General features: G+C 47.7%; 13 protein-coding genes. 3 read left to right on the plus strand and 10 right to left on the minus strand.

Annotated elements, in window-relative coordinates:
* Positions 1 to 107 precede the first annotated feature (107 nt).
* The 9 genes from V7728_RS00415 to V7728_RS00455 form a co-directional block, all read right to left on the minus strand.
* Complete coding sequence (locus V7728_RS00415; protein WP_003152023.1) at positions 108 to 344, minus strand: DUF2642 domain-containing protein; 237 nt, start codon at positions 342 to 344, stop codon at positions 108 to 110.
* 137 nt (positions 345 to 481) lie between these two features.
* Complete coding sequence (locus tag V7728_RS00420; protein ID WP_007613450.1) at positions 482 to 1,012, minus strand: HD domain-containing protein; 531 nt, start codon at positions 1,010 to 1,012, stop codon at positions 482 to 484.
* Between the two features lie 163 nt (positions 1,013 to 1,175).
* Entirely contained in the window at positions 1,176 to 1,907 is a 732-nt protein-coding gene (locus V7728_RS00425) for a (S)-benzoin forming benzil reductase (protein ID WP_043020755.1), read from the minus strand.
* A gap of 60 nt (positions 1,908 to 1,967) precedes the next feature.
* Positions 1,968 to 2,441 (minus strand): type VII secretion protein EssA, encoded by a 474-nt coding sequence (gene essA, locus V7728_RS00430; protein WP_043020754.1) that lies wholly within the window; start codon positions 2,439 to 2,441, stop codon positions 1,968 to 1,970.
* 7 nt (positions 2,442 to 2,448) lie between these two features.
* Positions 2,449 to 5,574 (minus strand): type VII secretion protein EsaA, encoded by a 3,126-nt coding sequence (gene esaA, locus V7728_RS00435; protein WP_043020753.1) that lies wholly within the window; start codon positions 5,572 to 5,574, stop codon positions 2,449 to 2,451.
* A complete protein-coding gene (essC, locus tag V7728_RS00440) occupies positions 5,571 to 10,046 on the minus strand; it encodes a type VII secretion protein EssC (protein ID WP_043020752.1) in 4,476 nt (1,491 codons plus the stop codon). The genes esaA and essC overlap by 4 nt, the downstream gene beginning before the upstream one ends.
* A 54-nt stretch (positions 10,047 to 10,100) precedes the next feature.
* Complete coding sequence (gene essB / locus V7728_RS00445) at positions 10,101 to 11,387, minus strand: type VII secretion protein EssB (RefSeq protein ID WP_099567287.1); 1,287 nt, start codon at positions 11,385 to 11,387, stop codon at positions 10,101 to 10,103.
* A 14-nt stretch (positions 11,388 to 11,401) separates the two neighbouring features.
* Positions 11,402 to 11,641, minus strand: coding sequence for an EsaB/YukD family protein (locus V7728_RS00450; RefSeq protein ID WP_007408690.1), 240 nt, complete (start codon positions 11,639 to 11,641; stop codon positions 11,402 to 11,404).
* Positions 11,642 to 11,716: 75 nt separating this feature from the next.
* On the minus strand, positions 11,717 to 12,010 hold the full coding sequence (locus V7728_RS00455) for a WXG100 family type VII secretion target (protein ID WP_003152013.1): 294 nt from the start codon (positions 12,008 to 12,010) through the stop codon (positions 11,717 to 11,719).
* Positions 12,011 to 12,325: 315 nt separating this feature from the next.
* On the opposite strand from V7728_RS00455, the gene V7728_RS00460 reads away from it, so the two are divergent.
* From V7728_RS00460 to V7728_RS00470, 3 genes are all read left to right on the plus strand, one after another.
* Entirely contained in the window at positions 12,326 to 13,555 is a 1,230-nt protein-coding gene (locus tag V7728_RS00460; RefSeq protein ID WP_064107450.1) for a PucR family transcriptional regulator, read from the plus strand.
* A gap of 103 nt (positions 13,556 to 13,658) precedes the next feature.
* Positions 13,659 to 14,789, plus strand: coding sequence for an alanine dehydrogenase (gene ald / locus V7728_RS00465; RefSeq protein ID WP_003152011.1), 1,131 nt, complete (start codon positions 13,659 to 13,661; stop codon positions 14,787 to 14,789).
* 117 nt (positions 14,790 to 14,906) lie between these two features.
* Positions 14,907 to 15,584, plus strand: coding sequence for a YukJ family protein (locus tag V7728_RS00470; RefSeq protein ID WP_007613467.1), 678 nt, complete (start codon positions 14,907 to 14,909; stop codon positions 15,582 to 15,584).
* Positions 15,585 to 15,628: 44 nt separating this feature from the next.
* Here V7728_RS00470 and V7728_RS00475 read toward each other — a convergent pair whose 3' ends face one another.
* Entirely contained in the window at positions 15,629 to 15,844 is a 216-nt protein-coding gene (locus V7728_RS00475; RefSeq protein ID WP_040238943.1) for an MbtH family protein, read from the minus strand.
* Between the last annotated feature and the right edge of the window lie 2 nt (positions 15,845 to 15,846).

Consider the following 15,846-nt stretch of genomic DNA (forward strand, 5'->3'; position numbering starts at 1 on the left):
GTACTGTGATTGTACCAAAAAAAGCCGCCGTGCATCTATGTATCTCAAAAAAGAAGACGCACCGGGGTTCTATAGGGCCGCCTCCGGTTTGCGCCTTATTCGGGCTGTTACACGCGTTCGGTATAATCAGGCATGACGGAAACCACATGGCGGTTTCTGATATAAAATACACGGTCATGCGTTTCTTCAATGGCGATGTGATCCGGAGTGGCATCAATCAGCCGTCCTCTGACAATGCGTCTGACGGTTTGAATGATAAACCTTGAGCCGATAAGCTTATGGATGGTCTGATAAACGTAAGGATCCACTAACGAGACGATTTGCGGGCTTCCTTGATGGGCCATTTTCGCTGATCCCCTTTACTATGTTTTCCTTCAGCATATGCAGCGGACAAAGGCTTTGACACAGTACGTCTATCGGAGCGGAAAAGGTGTTAGTGAGCATGCGGAGTTATGTAAGCGGAAAAGGCCGCATGAGTGGCCTAGACTGAGCTTCTTATGGGATATTGGGCTTGGTCAATTAACTGATCAAGCTTTTGGATTTGTTTGAGCGCGGCCGTGTGATCCATTTGGCGGTAATGGTGATGTCCGCCGGGTTCTTCATCGAGTTCATCCGCTTGTTTCACGATTTGCTGGAGCGTATTCTTGTCCAGTTCGCCTTCAGGCAGATAGGAATCGGTGTGAAGCAGAATCGCCAGCGCAATGTCCTTCGCCGCTTTCGGTTCTTCACCGAGCCGGATGAGCAGCTTATGCGCCCGTTCCGCGCCTTTAATGGCATGGATATCGTTTCTTCTGTACTTTTCATAATCCCATTTGCCGTCTGTGTACCATTCATAATGGCCGACGTCATGCAGTAAAGCCGCTTTCGCCGCAAGATCCGGGCTGACACCTGCTTTTACGGCAAGACGGTATGCATGAAACGCGCAGGCGATCGCATGGGCGACACCGGAACGCTGTAAATACTTTTGTGCGATTGGATGGGTGAAGACATCCATTAACGTTACATTTCTCATGGAAACCCCTCCTTAATATATTTTTAGAATCCTAACATAAATCGAGAAGAAACTCAATTCATCTGATACATTTCTTATACCCCTTATATGTTGTTTCATTCATCATATGCGGCCGGACCCCGAAGTGATTGTACAAACAAAAAAGAGCAGCGTGAACGCTGCTCTACAAAAATTCTTTAATCTCGTATATCCGTCCGTTTTCCGGCTCGCCCGCGATCAGTGAGTGAATGACGCCGGCGATGTATTCAGGACTTCTGAGGTTTTTCGTTTCTTTCAGATTGCGGAACCGTTCGATGTCATGGAAATCTTCTTTTGACGAAGAACGGATGACAGCCTGCATGTCTGTATCCATCACTCCCGGCGAGAATGAGATCATGCGGACCGGCAGCTCTTCATCTTCCTGTTCAAACCCGAATGTTCTCGTAAACATATCAAGCCCCGCTTTTGAGCTGCAATACGCGCTCCAGCCTTTATAAGGATTTTTCGCCGCGCCAGATGTGATATTGACAATTGTTTTGCTGCCGCTGAACGCTTCGAAACGCTTTGTGAACATTTGGCTGAGCAAAACGGGCGCCGTCAGATTAAGGGTGTAGTGACGGTTCAATTCTTCGGCGGAAGCCTCTTTCGCCCGCTTGATCGGTTCCACCATGCCGGCATTGTTGATCAGTGTGACAGCGGAATACCGCTTCTTCTCAGCTTGATCAAGAATCGCCTTCATCTGCCGCTCTGTATCTGCCAGATCGGTTAAATCAACACTGTATTCTGTCAGCCCCTCACGCTTTTCCCCGCTTATCGTTCTTGAAAGCGCGGCGACTTCGGCTCCTTCTTGAAGCGCCTGTTCCGTAAGCGCCCGGCCCAAGCCTTTTGACGCGCCTGTTATAAGAAAAAACTGCATGAAACTCCTCCTTTTTTTCTTATTTTACGGGCTGTCTTCCCGCAAACACAAGCGATTCGTTTACCGCTTTGCCTTTTCCTGCGCCGTGACTTTCGGGATCAGATAGATCATCGCCGCAATCCCGAGGAGGATCAAGACGGCATAAATGACAGGCAGCAGATAAGAAGTCTTTTTCTCTTCCGTCTCCATATCTGCCGAGGTATGCCGCACCGCAGGCTCGGCAAATGTGATACCCAGTTTTTTCGATTGCGCTTTGATCGTATTCGGCTCCGTGTCTGACGATGTAAACAACTTTGATATCAGTTTGTCATCCGGGTTTTCGGCCGGCTGATCAAAGGTAATATCCTTCTGTTCTTTCGGAAGCGCCGTTTTTTCCTCAGAGTAGGCATCGTCGTGCAGGTAATCCGTACGAATTTCAATGTCTTTCTTTTCATATTCATTCGGCTTGACATCAGTATTTTCCTCATTCGCGGCTGCGGCTTGGGGAAGGAGGAGGAAAAAGGAGAGAGCAAACAGCAGCAATCCTTTTTCCATGAACGTGTTACGCCTCATAAGACTGATCACTTTCCTCCGTTTTTTCCGCAAACAGCCGAATGACGAGCGGAAGCGCCGCCGCAATCAGCGTAATGATCGCAAGAACCGTTACCCCCATCGCAAACAGATGGCCCGTTCCGTATTGAATATCGATATAGACTTTCGAAACCGGACTGTCAAAGGTGAAGTTCGGCATAATCAGGTCGATCAAAGGCGCCACATAAAAGAGAATGAGCGCTGATGATGCGATCCATCCGGTAATCGAGCCGAAGACAAAGGCTGCCCGGATAAAAGCTGAACTCGCCGCAAGCAAGAGAATCGTAAAGACTGACCATTTAATCGTCTGATCGTCCGGAAGCGAGTAGATATTCAGACCGAACAGACTGATCATCAATCCGACCATAATGTTTAAAATCCCAAAGAGCGCGCCTTTGACAAGAAGCGGCGCCTGCTGATAATACGAGCTGAAATAGCCGATCAGAAGACTGCTGATCAGGACGATCACCAAAATGACGACCGGCGGAACATTCTGAACCCGGTCTTCCGGCACCTCTCCGCTGATTTTAAGCGGGTTGGCGAGATAATCGTAAACGTAGCCGTTTTCCTGTCCGTCAACGAGCGCGTTCCCTAAAATGCCGTACACGTCATTTCTGATCAATTTCGTGGAATCGACGTTTTTGCCCCAGTTGCTGTTCAGGGTGTCCGCTTTATGCTGGACGTCATTTACGCTTTGCTGCATATTGTTGGTATAGCTGATGATGCCGGACTGGCGTTCTGACAGATGGCCCATCGTGTCAGACATTTGCAGGACTTCGCGGCCGACGGTATCCTGAGCGCCGAGCGCCATCGTTCCGGTTAATCCGTCTCCGCTGAACGCGGCCGCTTCCTGCACAGCGCCTTCAGCCAGCTGATCGGATGCTTTCGCCGCGCTGTCTGAAATGCTGGCGAGCTCATCGAGCACTCCGGCTTGTTCATCTCTGATATAGGTACTGTAGTTATCCGAGAATTCGGTCATGCCTTTAATGAAATTGCTGATGTCTTCATCTGTCTGCATTTTGTTGTTTTTTAGATTTTCCCAGCTTGCTGTTTCTTCCGGTTTGATGGCGAGAACGGTTTGGACTTCGCCTTGCTGGGCTTTCAGCACCCTGTTTTTCACATCAGGCAGCGGGCCCGCGTCAAGAGAGTGATAGAGTGTCGCCTCATACAGGGATAAATCATTATAGTAACTCATTAAATCGGATATCTTTTTTGTATTAATGTCAGCGGCAAATATCTGTTCAAGAGCAGATTTGCGGCCGCCATCCAATGACGGGTAGTTCAGAATGTTCTGTTCTGTTCTTACAATCATTCTGTAAACGGTATTGAAGTCTTGTTCTCTCTTTTCTTCTGATTCTTCCAGCTTTTTCTTTAATTTTTCTGCGCGTTTTTTGACGTCATCAATCTGGTCTTTAAGGCCTTGGATTTCTTCATCAAGAGCATCGAGACGTTTTTTCAGTTCTTCATTATGAGTCTGCTGTTTCTCTTCCAGCTCTTTTTCAATTTGCTGAATCCGCTCTGCGGCTTGGTTCAGCCTTTCTTTCGCCTCAGATATGTCCGTGCCGCCGTCCCCTTCAGAATCGTTTGGATCGTCCGCCGGCTCATCAGCAGGCGGAGTGACGTTTTTAGCGGCTGTCGCGGTCTGGACAGTTTTTGGCTCCTGATCACCTGTGTTATCGGAAGCAGGCTGCTCTTCTTTTGTGCCGTCTTCCGTTTTTCCGTCTTCTCCGTGATTCGTTCCGTTATTCGGATCGGTATCGCCGGAGTTTTCACCGTCATCGCCTTGGCCCGGTTTTTCAGGGGCCGGATTTTCTTTTTCCGGTTCTTTTAATCCGTCAGAAATGTGATTGATTTCAGCGGAGATGCGTTTTAACTCGTCACGCTGATCGTCAAGGTCAATTTTCAGATCGCCGGGTTTTTCTTCTTCCGGTTTTTCTTCTTCTTTCGGTTCATCCGAGCCGTCATCACCCGGGTCCTTTTCCGGAACGGTTAATGCCGGCCGATCCCTTTTCATAAGGGTTTGGATACTGTTCAGTGTTTCAAATCTTGCTTGAGCTTTATATTGCGTCAAATAATTGTCCAGTAAATTGGATTGAATATTCGCCATCCCGTGTTCCTGATCAGGAACCTGCGCTTCTCTCACCTGTTGGGCGGCAAAAAGAGCCGATCCCGTCTGGTCAAGCTGTGTCTGCGCCCGGTTTATGCCTGAAGACAGCCCGCTCATCATCGTGCTGAACTGGTTGGCGGCCTGCTGTGCTTTAATGGCATTCAGTCCGGTTGTGATTTGCTTTTGATTTTGTTCCTGCGCGGCCATCAGCAGTTTTTTCTGATTTTCTTGATATTGTTTATAGCGCTCGACCGTATCGGCAAAGTCTTTGAGCGTGGTTTTGGCTTCATCTGCCGAGGTCAATTTTTCTTTTGCATCGCCCTGCGCTTCATTCATTGATTTTTTCAGTTCGTCAATCAGGTCTTTTTGCCGCTTGATTTCACCTGCCAAGTCATTGGAGCTCGGCTTGTAAAAGTTGTACATGACGTTTTGAAACTCTGATTCTTTATTGACGATCTTGTCAAAATCGCCTCGGACATTGTTCACTTTTTGTGAGACGAAATTCCAATATAATGCCGACATTTTTTTATTCATTGATTTTTGGGCGTCTTCTAGCTCACGCTGCACCTTTTCTTTGTTGACGGCGTTCAGGTTGCTTTGAATATTGAATGTCAGCGTGGCTTTTTGCGGACGCTCCTTGTCATAGCTTAAGATGTCTTTTGAAAAATCGGATGGAATGTAAACGACGGCGTCATACTTCTTAGCCGCCAGACCGTTTTCAGCCGCGCTCCTGTTGACAACCGTCCATGAATAATCCGGACGGCCGCCGAGAGCGGCCGCTACTTCTTTACCGAAATGGACGGATTCCTTTTCCTCATTTTCATCTGTTTGTAAGCCCATGTCTTCATTCACGACTGCGATTTGGCGGGTGGCGTTAATTTTTTGTTTTCCCGGGTCATCGCCGATAAACCGGAAAAACAGCACCGGCAGCAGCAGAATGATGACGACCGCGGCTATTAATTTGATCAGGCTTTTTCGTTGTTCAGTCATCTGACGGCCTCCCTTTCCGCTGAACATAAAGGTATTTGGATTTTTTGCTCCTTCCCGTTTTCAACCAAATAGCCGAAGCCCGGCTGAATGTCCGGTTCCTGCCTTTGGTAAGGCAGCGGAATGACATTTTGTTCGGATTTTTTCACAAGCAGCATCGCGTGGCGGATCTGTTTCATTTCCGTCGTTAAGGAATCATAGCCTTTTGAGAATTCGCTGTGATTGCCCGCCGGGATAAAACTGAAGCCCACATGCGCGTAAGATTTCATAAACAACGCCAGTTTGTCCTGAATGGCGGTGTCGATCGTCTGCTGGAATCTTGTAATGCCGTCGGCCATTAACACGACCGGAGAGAAACTGAGTTTGTGCACATCGCCATTTTTGACGGCCTGCGCATACTGAGCTTCGCGCTCCGTGAAAATAGCTTCTGCCGTTTCGATCCACTGCCGGACGTCTTCTTTTGTATCCAGATAGCTGACCTTTGTTTCCTGCGCATACTGCGACAGTCCGCGGTCAATCGAGTCAAACAGCCCGACCCGTTCCGTACCTTCACGCAGCAGGTGATTCAGCATCATTTTCAGGATGTTTGTTTTTCCACGCTGTGTCTGGCCTAAGATAAGGCAATGCTTATTTTTGCCCAGATCAAAGTACACAGGGCTGACCTTTTCCTCATGAAGCCCGACAGGAATGCGGAACGGTTCTTGATCCGGGCCGAGACGGAGTGAAAATTCGCCGGCCGTCAGCCTATCCGGAAGCATCGGAATCGGGTCTGGGCCGGCTGTTCCGGCGTGGCGCTCAGCTAATGCTTTGACATCCGCTTTCAGCGCCTGGAACATCTCGAGGTCATTTTCCGCTTCAGCCGGAAGAAACATTTGCGCGAAATACAGTTCTTCTTTTTGGATCATCACGCGGCCCGGGATCGGTTCGAGACTGAACGGCGGACGCCCGTAAATGGAGTATCCTTCTGACTGATCCATTAAATAATGGACGACTTTCGTTTTTATGTTGTTTAACAGCGACTGGCGGACGGCGTTTACCCTCGTTGCGGTCAGCAGGAAGTAAATGCCTAAGCTTTGCCCGTCGCGTGAAATCTGGATAAATTCCGTTTCTAATTCATGCATTTCATCTTTTACGATGTCGAAATTGTCAATTGTGATAAATATAAACGGCAGCTCTTCTTCACTGAGCGAATTGTACATTTTGATATGGCTGACTTCTTTTTCTCTGAACAGCCGTTTCCGCCGCTCGATTTCTTCCTTGATGCGGATCATGAATTTTTCGATCTTTCTCATTTGATCCATTAAGAAATAGTCTGCGGTGTGCGGAAGCTTTGCCAATGGCAGAAGCGTGCCGTTTCCGAAATCAAAGATGTACATATGAAGCTCTTCCGGCGTGTATCCTTCCGCGAAGTTCATCAGGAAGGTGATGGCAGCCACTGACTTGCCGTAGCCGGATGAGCCGAAAATGCCAATGTTGCCGTCATCCATCATCGTATAAGCGAGAGGCGCCTGTCTTTGCTGATCAGGCTCATCAACGCAGGCGATGAAGAAGCGGTCTTTTTCCTGCGCAGGGTAAAGCGTGCGCGGGATACGTTCGGCAAGCGGCGGAAGCCACGGGCTCGGCAGCTTTTCAATGCCCATTTCATTTTGAATCCGCTCGATTTCTTCGACTACGGCTTCTATTTCTGCCGGGGCGTCTTTTTTCGCCGCATCATCCGCGTCCACCTCAGACAGCGGAATTAAGCCTGTGTCGGTAACGATGGCAATGTCATCCTCGGTGCCGTATACATCTTCCATGTAAGGGGCGCCGCTCCAAGCAGACTGGAACTGCTCATACACTTCGTTATTTCCGACTTGCAAGTAGCCGCGTCCGGTGACCGTAATATTCGCCGCATCACTGTTTTTCAGGATTTCTTTACTGTCACTTGCATCCTGCACTTTCAGCGCGACCTTAAAGCGTGAGTTGCTCCATATTTGGTCGTCAATGATGCCGCCCGGCTTTTGCGTGGCGAGAATTAAATGCACACCAAGGCTCCGTCCGATGCGGGCCGCGCTGACAAGCTCCCTGATAAAGTCAGGCTCTTCGCTTTTCAGCTCGGCGAATTCATCTGAAATCAAAAACAGGTGCGGCATCGGAATCTCCGTTTCTCCCTGTTTATACAGCTTTGTATAGTCATTGATGTGATTGACGCGATATTGATCAAACAGACGCTGCCGTTTTTTCAGCTCGCTCTTAATGGATGCAAGCGCCCTGATACTGAAGTTTCTGCTTCCTTCAATATTCGTGATGGTCCCGAGAAGGTGCGGCATCTTGCGGAACGGCTGGGCCATTCCTCCGCCCTTATAGTCAATCAGCAAAAACGCCGCTTCATGCGGGTGGAAATGAACGGCCAATGACAGGATGTACGTTTGCAGAAATTCACTTTTCCCGGAGCCGGTCGTTCCCGCCAGCAATCCGTGCGGCCCGTGCGCTTTTTCATGCAGGTTTAAATAGACGATGTCGTCTTTTCCTTTATAGCCGATCGGAACAGCCAGCGATTTTGCAGACTCACTTGTCTCCCACTTCTGCCTGATGCCGATTTCTTTTACTTCCTTCGCATGAAACAGCTCCAGAAATGAGACCGTTTCAGGAATGGAATTCGTCATTCCGACCTGATGGTGCAATGTCCGAAGCGTCCGGGAAAACCGCTCGTTGTTTGTCCGTTCATGCCTGTCCAGCTTAAACGGGATCTGCACCGCTTTTTTCTGCTGAATGAGAATGTCTCCCTCATCTTCATTAATGTAGCGGACGAGGGTGTGAATGTTTTCCGCCAGGCTTTCCTTCGTTTCCGCGGCGATGATTGCCGAGATGCCGAGATGCTCATGCCGGCCTTCGATGTATTCTAAAATGACGTGCTCTGCGATCAGCTGCTGATTTGTGATGACAAAGACAAAATGCGGCTGGAAGATCTTTTTTTCTTTATCTTCTTCCAAATCCCGCTCCCGCAGCAGCTCGTAAATGGACGATAACAATTGATCGCGGGTCTGTTCATTGTAAATAAATCCTTTCGCGTACATATGAGGCAGCTGAAATTGCGGCAGCCACTTCATCCATTCCCATTCCTTATATTCGTCCTCATGAAAGATAAAGACAAATCGCAGGTCATGGTAGCTGTTGAAGAACGCGAGCTGGCCGATCAGCTGATGAATTTCATTTTTGACGATCTGGGGTTTCCCGACAAGCCCCATCGGCCCTTCTTGTAAATCAACGGTCACGGGCGCATGGCGGATATCTTTATACACACGCTGCATGTGCTGCGACTGCTCCATCAAGTCATCCACATCACGGTTCGCAAGGTCTCCGCCGCTCATTGAAATCTCGTAGCTTGCCGGGACCGTGCCCGTTCCGAGCCGGAGCATCAGAAAATCCCTGCTTTCCAGCGATTTCTCCCAAATGCGGCCGCTGATTTCAGAAGTTAAATATTTCATTTTTTCAAACGGGGGAAAATGATGCGTCAGCACTTGCAGCTGTTTTTCCGACAGCGTCTGAAGCTCTTTCCGTTTGCTTTCCAAATACTGCTTGTACACACGCTCCCGCTTCTCCTCCCGTTTTTTCCGCTGGTTTTTTTCACGGAAATACTGCACGGTGGAGGTAATGAGAGTCATCATAAACATCGCCAAAGAGACAAGGATGAATATGCCCCTCGGCTGTATAATGGCGACAACCCCCATTACAATCAGCATGACCACAGGAGGCAGAATGACGAGCCACAGCCCCCGGTTATTCTGTTCGCTTTCCTGCGAGGGAAAGCTGAATGAAACGCGGTCTTCTGGAAGATCGTAGACCATGCGCGGCGTTCTTCGATATTGCGGGTATTTCTTTTTCATTTCGGTGCTTGGTTTTACCGTTTTGGTTAAACCGGTTTGAAGCTTTTCGTGATGAACGATTTCTAAAAGGTCGTCCTCCGTCAGCCTCACACGCAGAAAATTCCACAGCAGCTCATCTCCCGTCCGGAGCCTTTCGGGAGCTTCTGCAAGTATTCCGTTCACATAAACGTCCTGGCCATCAGGGACGACAGACCAGCATCCTCCCGACTTTCGCAGATAAAAAGCCCCTGTTTGAGCGGAGGACGGCTCTTTGTATATATCCGCTTCCTCTGTTTCTGATGAGAAAACGATCTCATCCTTCCCGCCGATAAAATAAACGGAGGATTCTTCTTTGTCAGGGGTGAGCAGAAGCCGCATCGTCTCTTCTTCAATCCGGCAGGGCATTTCATTTCCTATTGTCAATTCGCCGGCATAGTTATTTCCCAGGAAAACTTCATAACGATCTGTTTCTTTTCGATAAAGGGTTGCGGCGTTTTGCCGTAACGGAAGTGTGCCGACCGTGATTGTATCTTTCATATCCGGACCGATCGTAATCGGCTGAGACGGCGGGAGTTCAGACAGCTGAATCTTTTGTACGTGCTCTCGGTAAAAGACCCATAACAGACTCATATGGCGAACCTCCTGACAGCCTGATCGTTACCTGCGGCCATTTGATGTGTGCTGTTATTTTTTTTCATCTTTTTTCTCATCTTTCTTGTCGTTCTCTTTGTTATCTTTTGCTTTGTCTTGTTTGCTTTCATCCTGTCCGGCGGAAGCTTCGGCGGTGTCACCGTTTTCCTCCGCTTCTTTATGCTGCTCCTCCGCCTCTTTTTTCGCCTTCGCAAGCTCGCTTTCCACGGCGTCCAGTTCTTTCTGCTTTTCGTCGTCTTTCATACTGTCATCCGCTAATAATTGCTGTTTATATTTTGTAAGTCCGAGCCAGATGTACGGGTTGTACTCAAGATTGCGGCCGATTTTGATGGCTTCTTCATTTTCCCCTCTGCCGATATCAATCCAATAAAGGAAATGCTTCGGGTCTGATTGCAGCGTGACCAGATTCCCGATGTTTTTCCGCTGTTCTTCTCTCAGATTTTCAACTGCCACATAAGAGGAAGCAAGCTCATACTGCACAGATTCCGGGAGGCTTTCCGCATCGTATTTGGCGAGTGTGTCAATGACTTTGCTGTACTGCTGATTTAAAAAATAGCGGTTGCTTTCCGTAATTGCCTCTTGCTTTGGCTGGGCGAAAAACAGAACGTATAAGGAGTAAAGAAGTGTCGGCACAAGGAGGACGGCAAGCGCCAGACCGGCGTATCTTTGGATTTTCCATTTCTTTTTCGGCAGTTTTATGTATGTCTTGTCCCTTTCTTCGAGGGAATCAATTGCGGCTTGAATGGTTTCTTCCAGTTCTTCAATCGTCTCCGCCTCTAGCACGCTTTTTACCTCAGGAGAGAAGTGAAGCGTCTCCTTGTACTTCAAATATTCATCGAAGGTGTACGCCCCGTCAGCTGCAAGCGCCGCACAGGCTTTGAGCTCTTTTAACACCCTTTCTCTATCTTCCTCATAAGGCGGAAGGCTTTCCTTTACGCCGTAATGAAGAAAGTAAGGCGTCAGCGCTTTATCAAACACGATATTTTCAGGGGCGGCAATCAGATTGAGACGTTTCAGCTTATGCTGTTTCACGGCTTGGACGAGACGGTAGGCAAATTGCCACCTGCTTTTTTTATCTTTTCCTTTTATATAGCGGAAAGCCTGATAAGAAGAAGGAGGTTTGATTGTGATGGTTACTTCGTCTTCTGAAACTGAGACCTCTTTTTGAAAAAAAGGATCAGCATCTTTAATCACGTTTGCTTCCAGCCCGTCAAGAAGCTTGATTTTTTCCCGCTGGAAGGTGAACGTGAAGCCTGATTCGGTTTCTTCCCGGACGGCGTCTAATTCTGTTTCTAAATAAGATCTGTTATGACCTGTCATTCCACCATGTCCTTTCATAAAATTTCAAGGCGGTCTCCGTTCGTAATGCCGCAGTCAGATAGCTTTTGTTCTCCGGAAAAAACCGCTTCTTTATTGACCACTCTGATCCAATAGCCTTCACGCGGCGGAACGGATACATGCTGAGCCTGCCGGGCAATATCAATGACTTTTTTCACAGAATGGTAATCTGACAATCTGAGATCGAAGACGCTGCCGTTATAATGTGTTAAATCTATTGTAATATCGATATACATATTCATATCACCCTTACATAGAAAGAGCGCCGTCTTCTTGATTGAATCAGGCGCTCCGTTTCTTCATTCATCTTATTATCCGCGAATTTGGTTAGCGATATCTTGGTCAGTAGACTCAAGCGTATTTGCCGTTTGATCGAGCTGATGATTCACATCTTGAAGCAATTCAGACATTTTAATAAATGAAGGTTTCAGCTGCTCATATTGATCTGCAAATGCTTCACTTGAAGCACCTTCCCACATGCCTTTCAAATCAGAAATCATGCGGTTCAGGCGGTCAACCTGATTCATGACTTCCTGACTTTCAACGCCATATTGCTTAGCCATCGCTCTTAGCTCTTCGGGTGTGACACGAATTAATCCAGACATATTCCTTATACCCTCCTGTGTCATCAGCCTAAATATGGGCTAATTCACTTATTTTTTTAACGTCATTATTATAAAAACAACCATTCGGCACAGTCAAACAAATCTGTTTTAATTTTACAAAATGAGTCTTATGATATATTGGATTTTTCGTCACATTTACACATTTTGTAAATGTAGTAGTATGATTTTCTTATTATTTTCGTTTCCACCGAATGATCTTATTGTCCTAGTCTATTTCCCTGCAAAGATGCCTTTCAGTCTGAAAAGCAAGATGGTAAGATCAAGATATGAAGCTATGAAAAAGTAGGGATACAGATGACCAATCCAAAGGATCCATTTAAGTACAGTTTCGACAGGCTTGAAGATGTTGCCGACCATATCAGTGAAGTTCTTCAATGCCCCATTACAATAGAAGACGTTAATCATAAACTGCTTGCATACAGCACGCACAGCGATTGTACAGATCCGGCCCGGACGTCGACGATTATCGGGCGGAGGGTGCCGGAAAAAGTCATCAACAAACTCTGGAAAGACGGAACCATTCCGGCCCTTTTAAAAACGGACCAGCCGATCAAAGTGAAAGAAATCGACGAGGTGGGCCTGAGCAACCGCGTGGCGATTTCCATCTGGAAAAACAATCAGGTTCTCGGATTTATTTGGGCGCTTGAAATCAAAAAAAAGCTTAATGATGAGGATCTGAAGACACTTCAGCTGGCAGCCAAAGCGGTGCGGAACAAGCTTTTGCACCTGCAGATCCGCAAAACGAAAATCGAAGAGCGGGGCCAGGAGTTTTTTTGGAAAATGCTGACCGGCCATATTTATCAGGAAGCCGAAATGGCCGAAGGGTTTCATAAGCTCGGGATGGCGCTGCCGTCCGTGTTCAGCGTCATGATCATCCGTTTACATGATGAGCTGACTGAAAAGACGGAACAGCAGCTGCAATATTTGCAGGAAACGACACAGCAGATTCATGTCATGCTGGCGACTGTCGATTCAAATGAATTAATCTTATTAGCCGCGCCGAAAACCGATCAGCCTTTTAAAGATGTAAAGCACTTCGCCCTTCATATTCAAAAACAGCTGAAGGAACGATATAAAATTGAGGATGCGTCGATTGCGGTCGGCGGTATTTACGAATCGATTTCTTATGTTTACCGCTCCTATCAGGAAGCGCTTTCCGTGTTAAAAGCGAAAGAGCGGTTTGTGAGAGAAACCAAACACCTTTTCAGCTTTTCGGAACTCGGCATTTATCAGTACCTGGATGTGTTGGATGAAAAACGCAAGCACAGCGGCTATATGAACTATTCCCTCTCAAAGCTTGAGCAGTATGACAGGGAGCACCAAGCCGATATGGTAAAAACGCTCGAACATTTTATTGATGCCGACAGCAACGTCAACACCGCCGCTAAAGCGCTTAACATCCATGTCAATACATTGAATTACAGGCTGAAAAGAATCAGCCAGATCGCAGAAATCGACTTAAAAAATGTGAATGAAAAGTTTACGATTTACCTTGATATCAAACTTCGCAGCATGGGTTCGTGAAATTTCACAAATCCGTGTTTTTTTATTTTCTGTTTCAAACAAAGAATTTTCGCAAAAATCGCGCTACACTTGAAACATCACACAAACATTGGGGGAAACAGACATGATTATCGGGGTTCCAAAGGAAATCAAAAACAATGAAAATCGAGTGGCTTTAACACCTGGAGGCGTTTCACAGCTTATCGGAAACGGCCATCGGGTTCTTGTGGAATCCGGAGCGGGACTCGGAAGCGGCTTTACAAATGAAGATTACGTATCAGCAGGGGCGGAAATTCTGGAGGACAGAAAGCAAGTATGGGATGCGGAAATGGTCATGAAGGTAAAAGAACCGCTGGCTGAAGAGTATGCGTATTTCCGTCAAGGTCTGGTCTTATTCACTTACCTTCATTTAGCTGCAGAGCCGGAATTAGCTAAAGCGCTTACAGAAAAAGGCGTGACAGCTATCGCGTACGAAACGGTAACGGACGGACGTTCCCTTCCGCTGCTTACGCCAATGTCCGAAGTGGCCGGCAGAATGGCCGCGCAAATCGGGGCTCAGTTTCTTGAAAAACCAAAGGGCGGAAAAGGAATTTTATTAGCCGGCGTACCGGGTGTATCCCGCGGAAAAGTCACGATCATCGGAGGGGGCGGCGTCGGAACAAATGCCGCGAAAATGGCTGTCGGACTCGGTGCCGATGTGACAATGATCGATTTGAACGCAGACCGACTGCGTCAGCTTGATGATATTTTCGGGCATCAGATTAAAACATTGATGTCAAACCCTGTAAATATTGCAGATTCCGTCGCGGAAGCGGATCTTCTGATCTGCGCCGTGCTCATCCCGGGAGCCAAAGCGCCGACTCTCGTTACGGAAGAGATGGTTAAACAAATGAAACCGGGTTCCGTCATTGTTGATGTTGCCATCGATCAGGGCGGCATTGTGGAAACCGTTGATCATATTACAACCCACGATAATCCGACTTACGAAAAACACGGTGTCGTTCACTACGCTGTCGCCAATATGCCGGGCGCCGTACCGCGTACGTCTACGCTCGCATTAACGAATGTAACCGTTCCTTACGCGCTTCAAATCGCCAATAAAGGCGCGGCACAAGCCATTGCAGACAGCCCTGCGCTTAAAGCGGGCTTAAATACGGCTAACGGACATGTCACGTATGAAGCGGTAGCCAAAGACTTAGGCTATGACTACGTGCCTGCTGAAAAAGCAATGCAAGGTTCGGCTGCAAAAGCTTAATAGATATGAAGAGGACAGCCTGATCAGCGGGCTGTCCTTTTTTCTTTCTCATAAAAGGAAAAACGGCCCCCTGTCTCGAATATCAATTCATATCCCGGAAGAAAAAGGAGGATTCATATGGCTGTTCAGCACTATGGTGTATTAAAAGGCACTGTGTCAGATATGAAAAGGGAAACAGATGATGATTCTCCGCATTTTCAAGTCGAGGTGCTAGGCGAGCCTGATACGCGCTATCGCTGTGCGATCAATGTCATGTCAAGTTCAAAAGAATCAGAGGTTCTGTATGCGGCACGCGATCATTTTGACGCAAGCGCGATCACCCTGCTGCCCAACATTCCGTATGGATATACCCCAATTGATGAAACCAGCCGTGAGCTGGCGCTGGATTATGTCCGCGGCGGATTGTTTGATCCCCGGAACATGGTGCCCCTCCCGCATGAAGTCACCGGTCCGGATAATGACTTAAATGACTTTATTGAGACGTACATGCAAAAAGCCAAATCAGAAAAAGCCACCGTCTATATTTACGGCTCTAAATTCGGGCCGGAGCCGGGCGCTGATAAGATTTTCGGGTTCAAGCCGACAAACGGCATGCATAATATTCATATGAATCAGGGAAACCCAATTGATACACGCTGGAAGAAGGATAACGGAACGTGGCACGACGGCGGTATTTTAATCCAGTTTGCAGACCAGTGGGCCGCGGTCTTTTTGGCTTTTCTGTCTCAGTCATGGTGCACGAATGAAGAAGGCCACCCTTATACATTTTGTGATCATACACAGCTTAACGGCTGATGTCCGCATAAAAAGCCTGCCGAAATAACGGCAGGCTTTTCTTATTACATTTTAGCGGCTTCGGCCTGTTTCAGGCTTTCCGGCCTCATATCACGCCAGTTTGTTTCAATATATTCGAGACAAACGGGGCGGGTTTCATTCGTGAGGCGGGTTTCCCAGCCGTCCGGCACATCCATATAGGCCGGCCACAGTGAGTACTGGCCTTCAGCATTGACGAGCACATGGTATGAGCCGTCTTCCCGTTCAAATGGATTTGTCATAT

The sequence above is a fragment of the Bacillus sp. JHAA genome (genome assembly GCF_036961585.1).
GTDB classification, from domain to species: Bacteria; Bacillota; Bacilli; order Bacillales; family Bacillaceae; genus Bacillus; species Bacillus velezensis.

Coding starts and splice junctions, on each gene's coding strand:
- V7728_RS00415 (WP_003152023.1), bottom strand. CDS start 344: ATGGCCCATCAAGGAAGCCCGCAAATCGTCTCGTTAGTGGATCCTTAC.
- V7728_RS00420 (WP_007613450.1), bottom strand. CDS start 1,012: ATGAGAAATGTAACGTTAATGGATGTCTTCACCCATCCAATCGCACAA.
- V7728_RS00425 (WP_043020755.1), bottom strand. CDS start 1,907: ATGCAGTTTTTTCTTATAACAGGCGCGTCAAAAGGCTTGGGCCGGGCG.
- essA (WP_043020754.1), bottom strand. CDS start 2,441: ATGGAAAAAGGATTGCTGCTGTTTGCTCTCTCCTTTTTCCTCCTCCTT.
- esaA (WP_043020753.1), bottom strand. CDS start 5,574: ATGACTGAACAACGAAAAAGCCTGATCAAATTAATAGCCGCGGTCGTC.
- essC (WP_043020752.1), bottom strand. CDS start 10,046: ATGAGTCTGTTATGGGTCTTTTACCGAGAGCACGTACAAAAGATTCAG.
- essB (WP_099567287.1), bottom strand. CDS start 11,387: ATGACAGGTCATAACAGATCTTATTTAGAAACAGAATTAGACGCCGTC.
- V7728_RS00450 (WP_007408690.1), bottom strand. CDS start 11,641: ATGTATATCGATATTACAATAGATTTAACACATTATAACGGCAGCGTC.
- V7728_RS00455 (WP_003152013.1), bottom strand. CDS start 12,010: ATGTCTGGATTAATTCGTGTCACACCCGAAGAGCTAAGAGCGATGGCT.
- V7728_RS00460 (WP_064107450.1), top strand. CDS start 12,326: ATGACCAATCCAAAGGATCCATTTAAGTACAGTTTCGACAGGCTTGAA.
- ald (WP_003152011.1), top strand. CDS start 13,659: ATGATTATCGGGGTTCCAAAGGAAATCAAAAACAATGAAAATCGAGTG.
- V7728_RS00470 (WP_007613467.1), top strand. CDS start 14,907: ATGGCTGTTCAGCACTATGGTGTATTAAAAGGCACTGTGTCAGATATG.
- V7728_RS00475 (WP_040238943.1), bottom strand. CDS start 15,844: ATGACAAATCCATTTGAACGGGAAGACGGCTCATACCATGTGCTCGTC.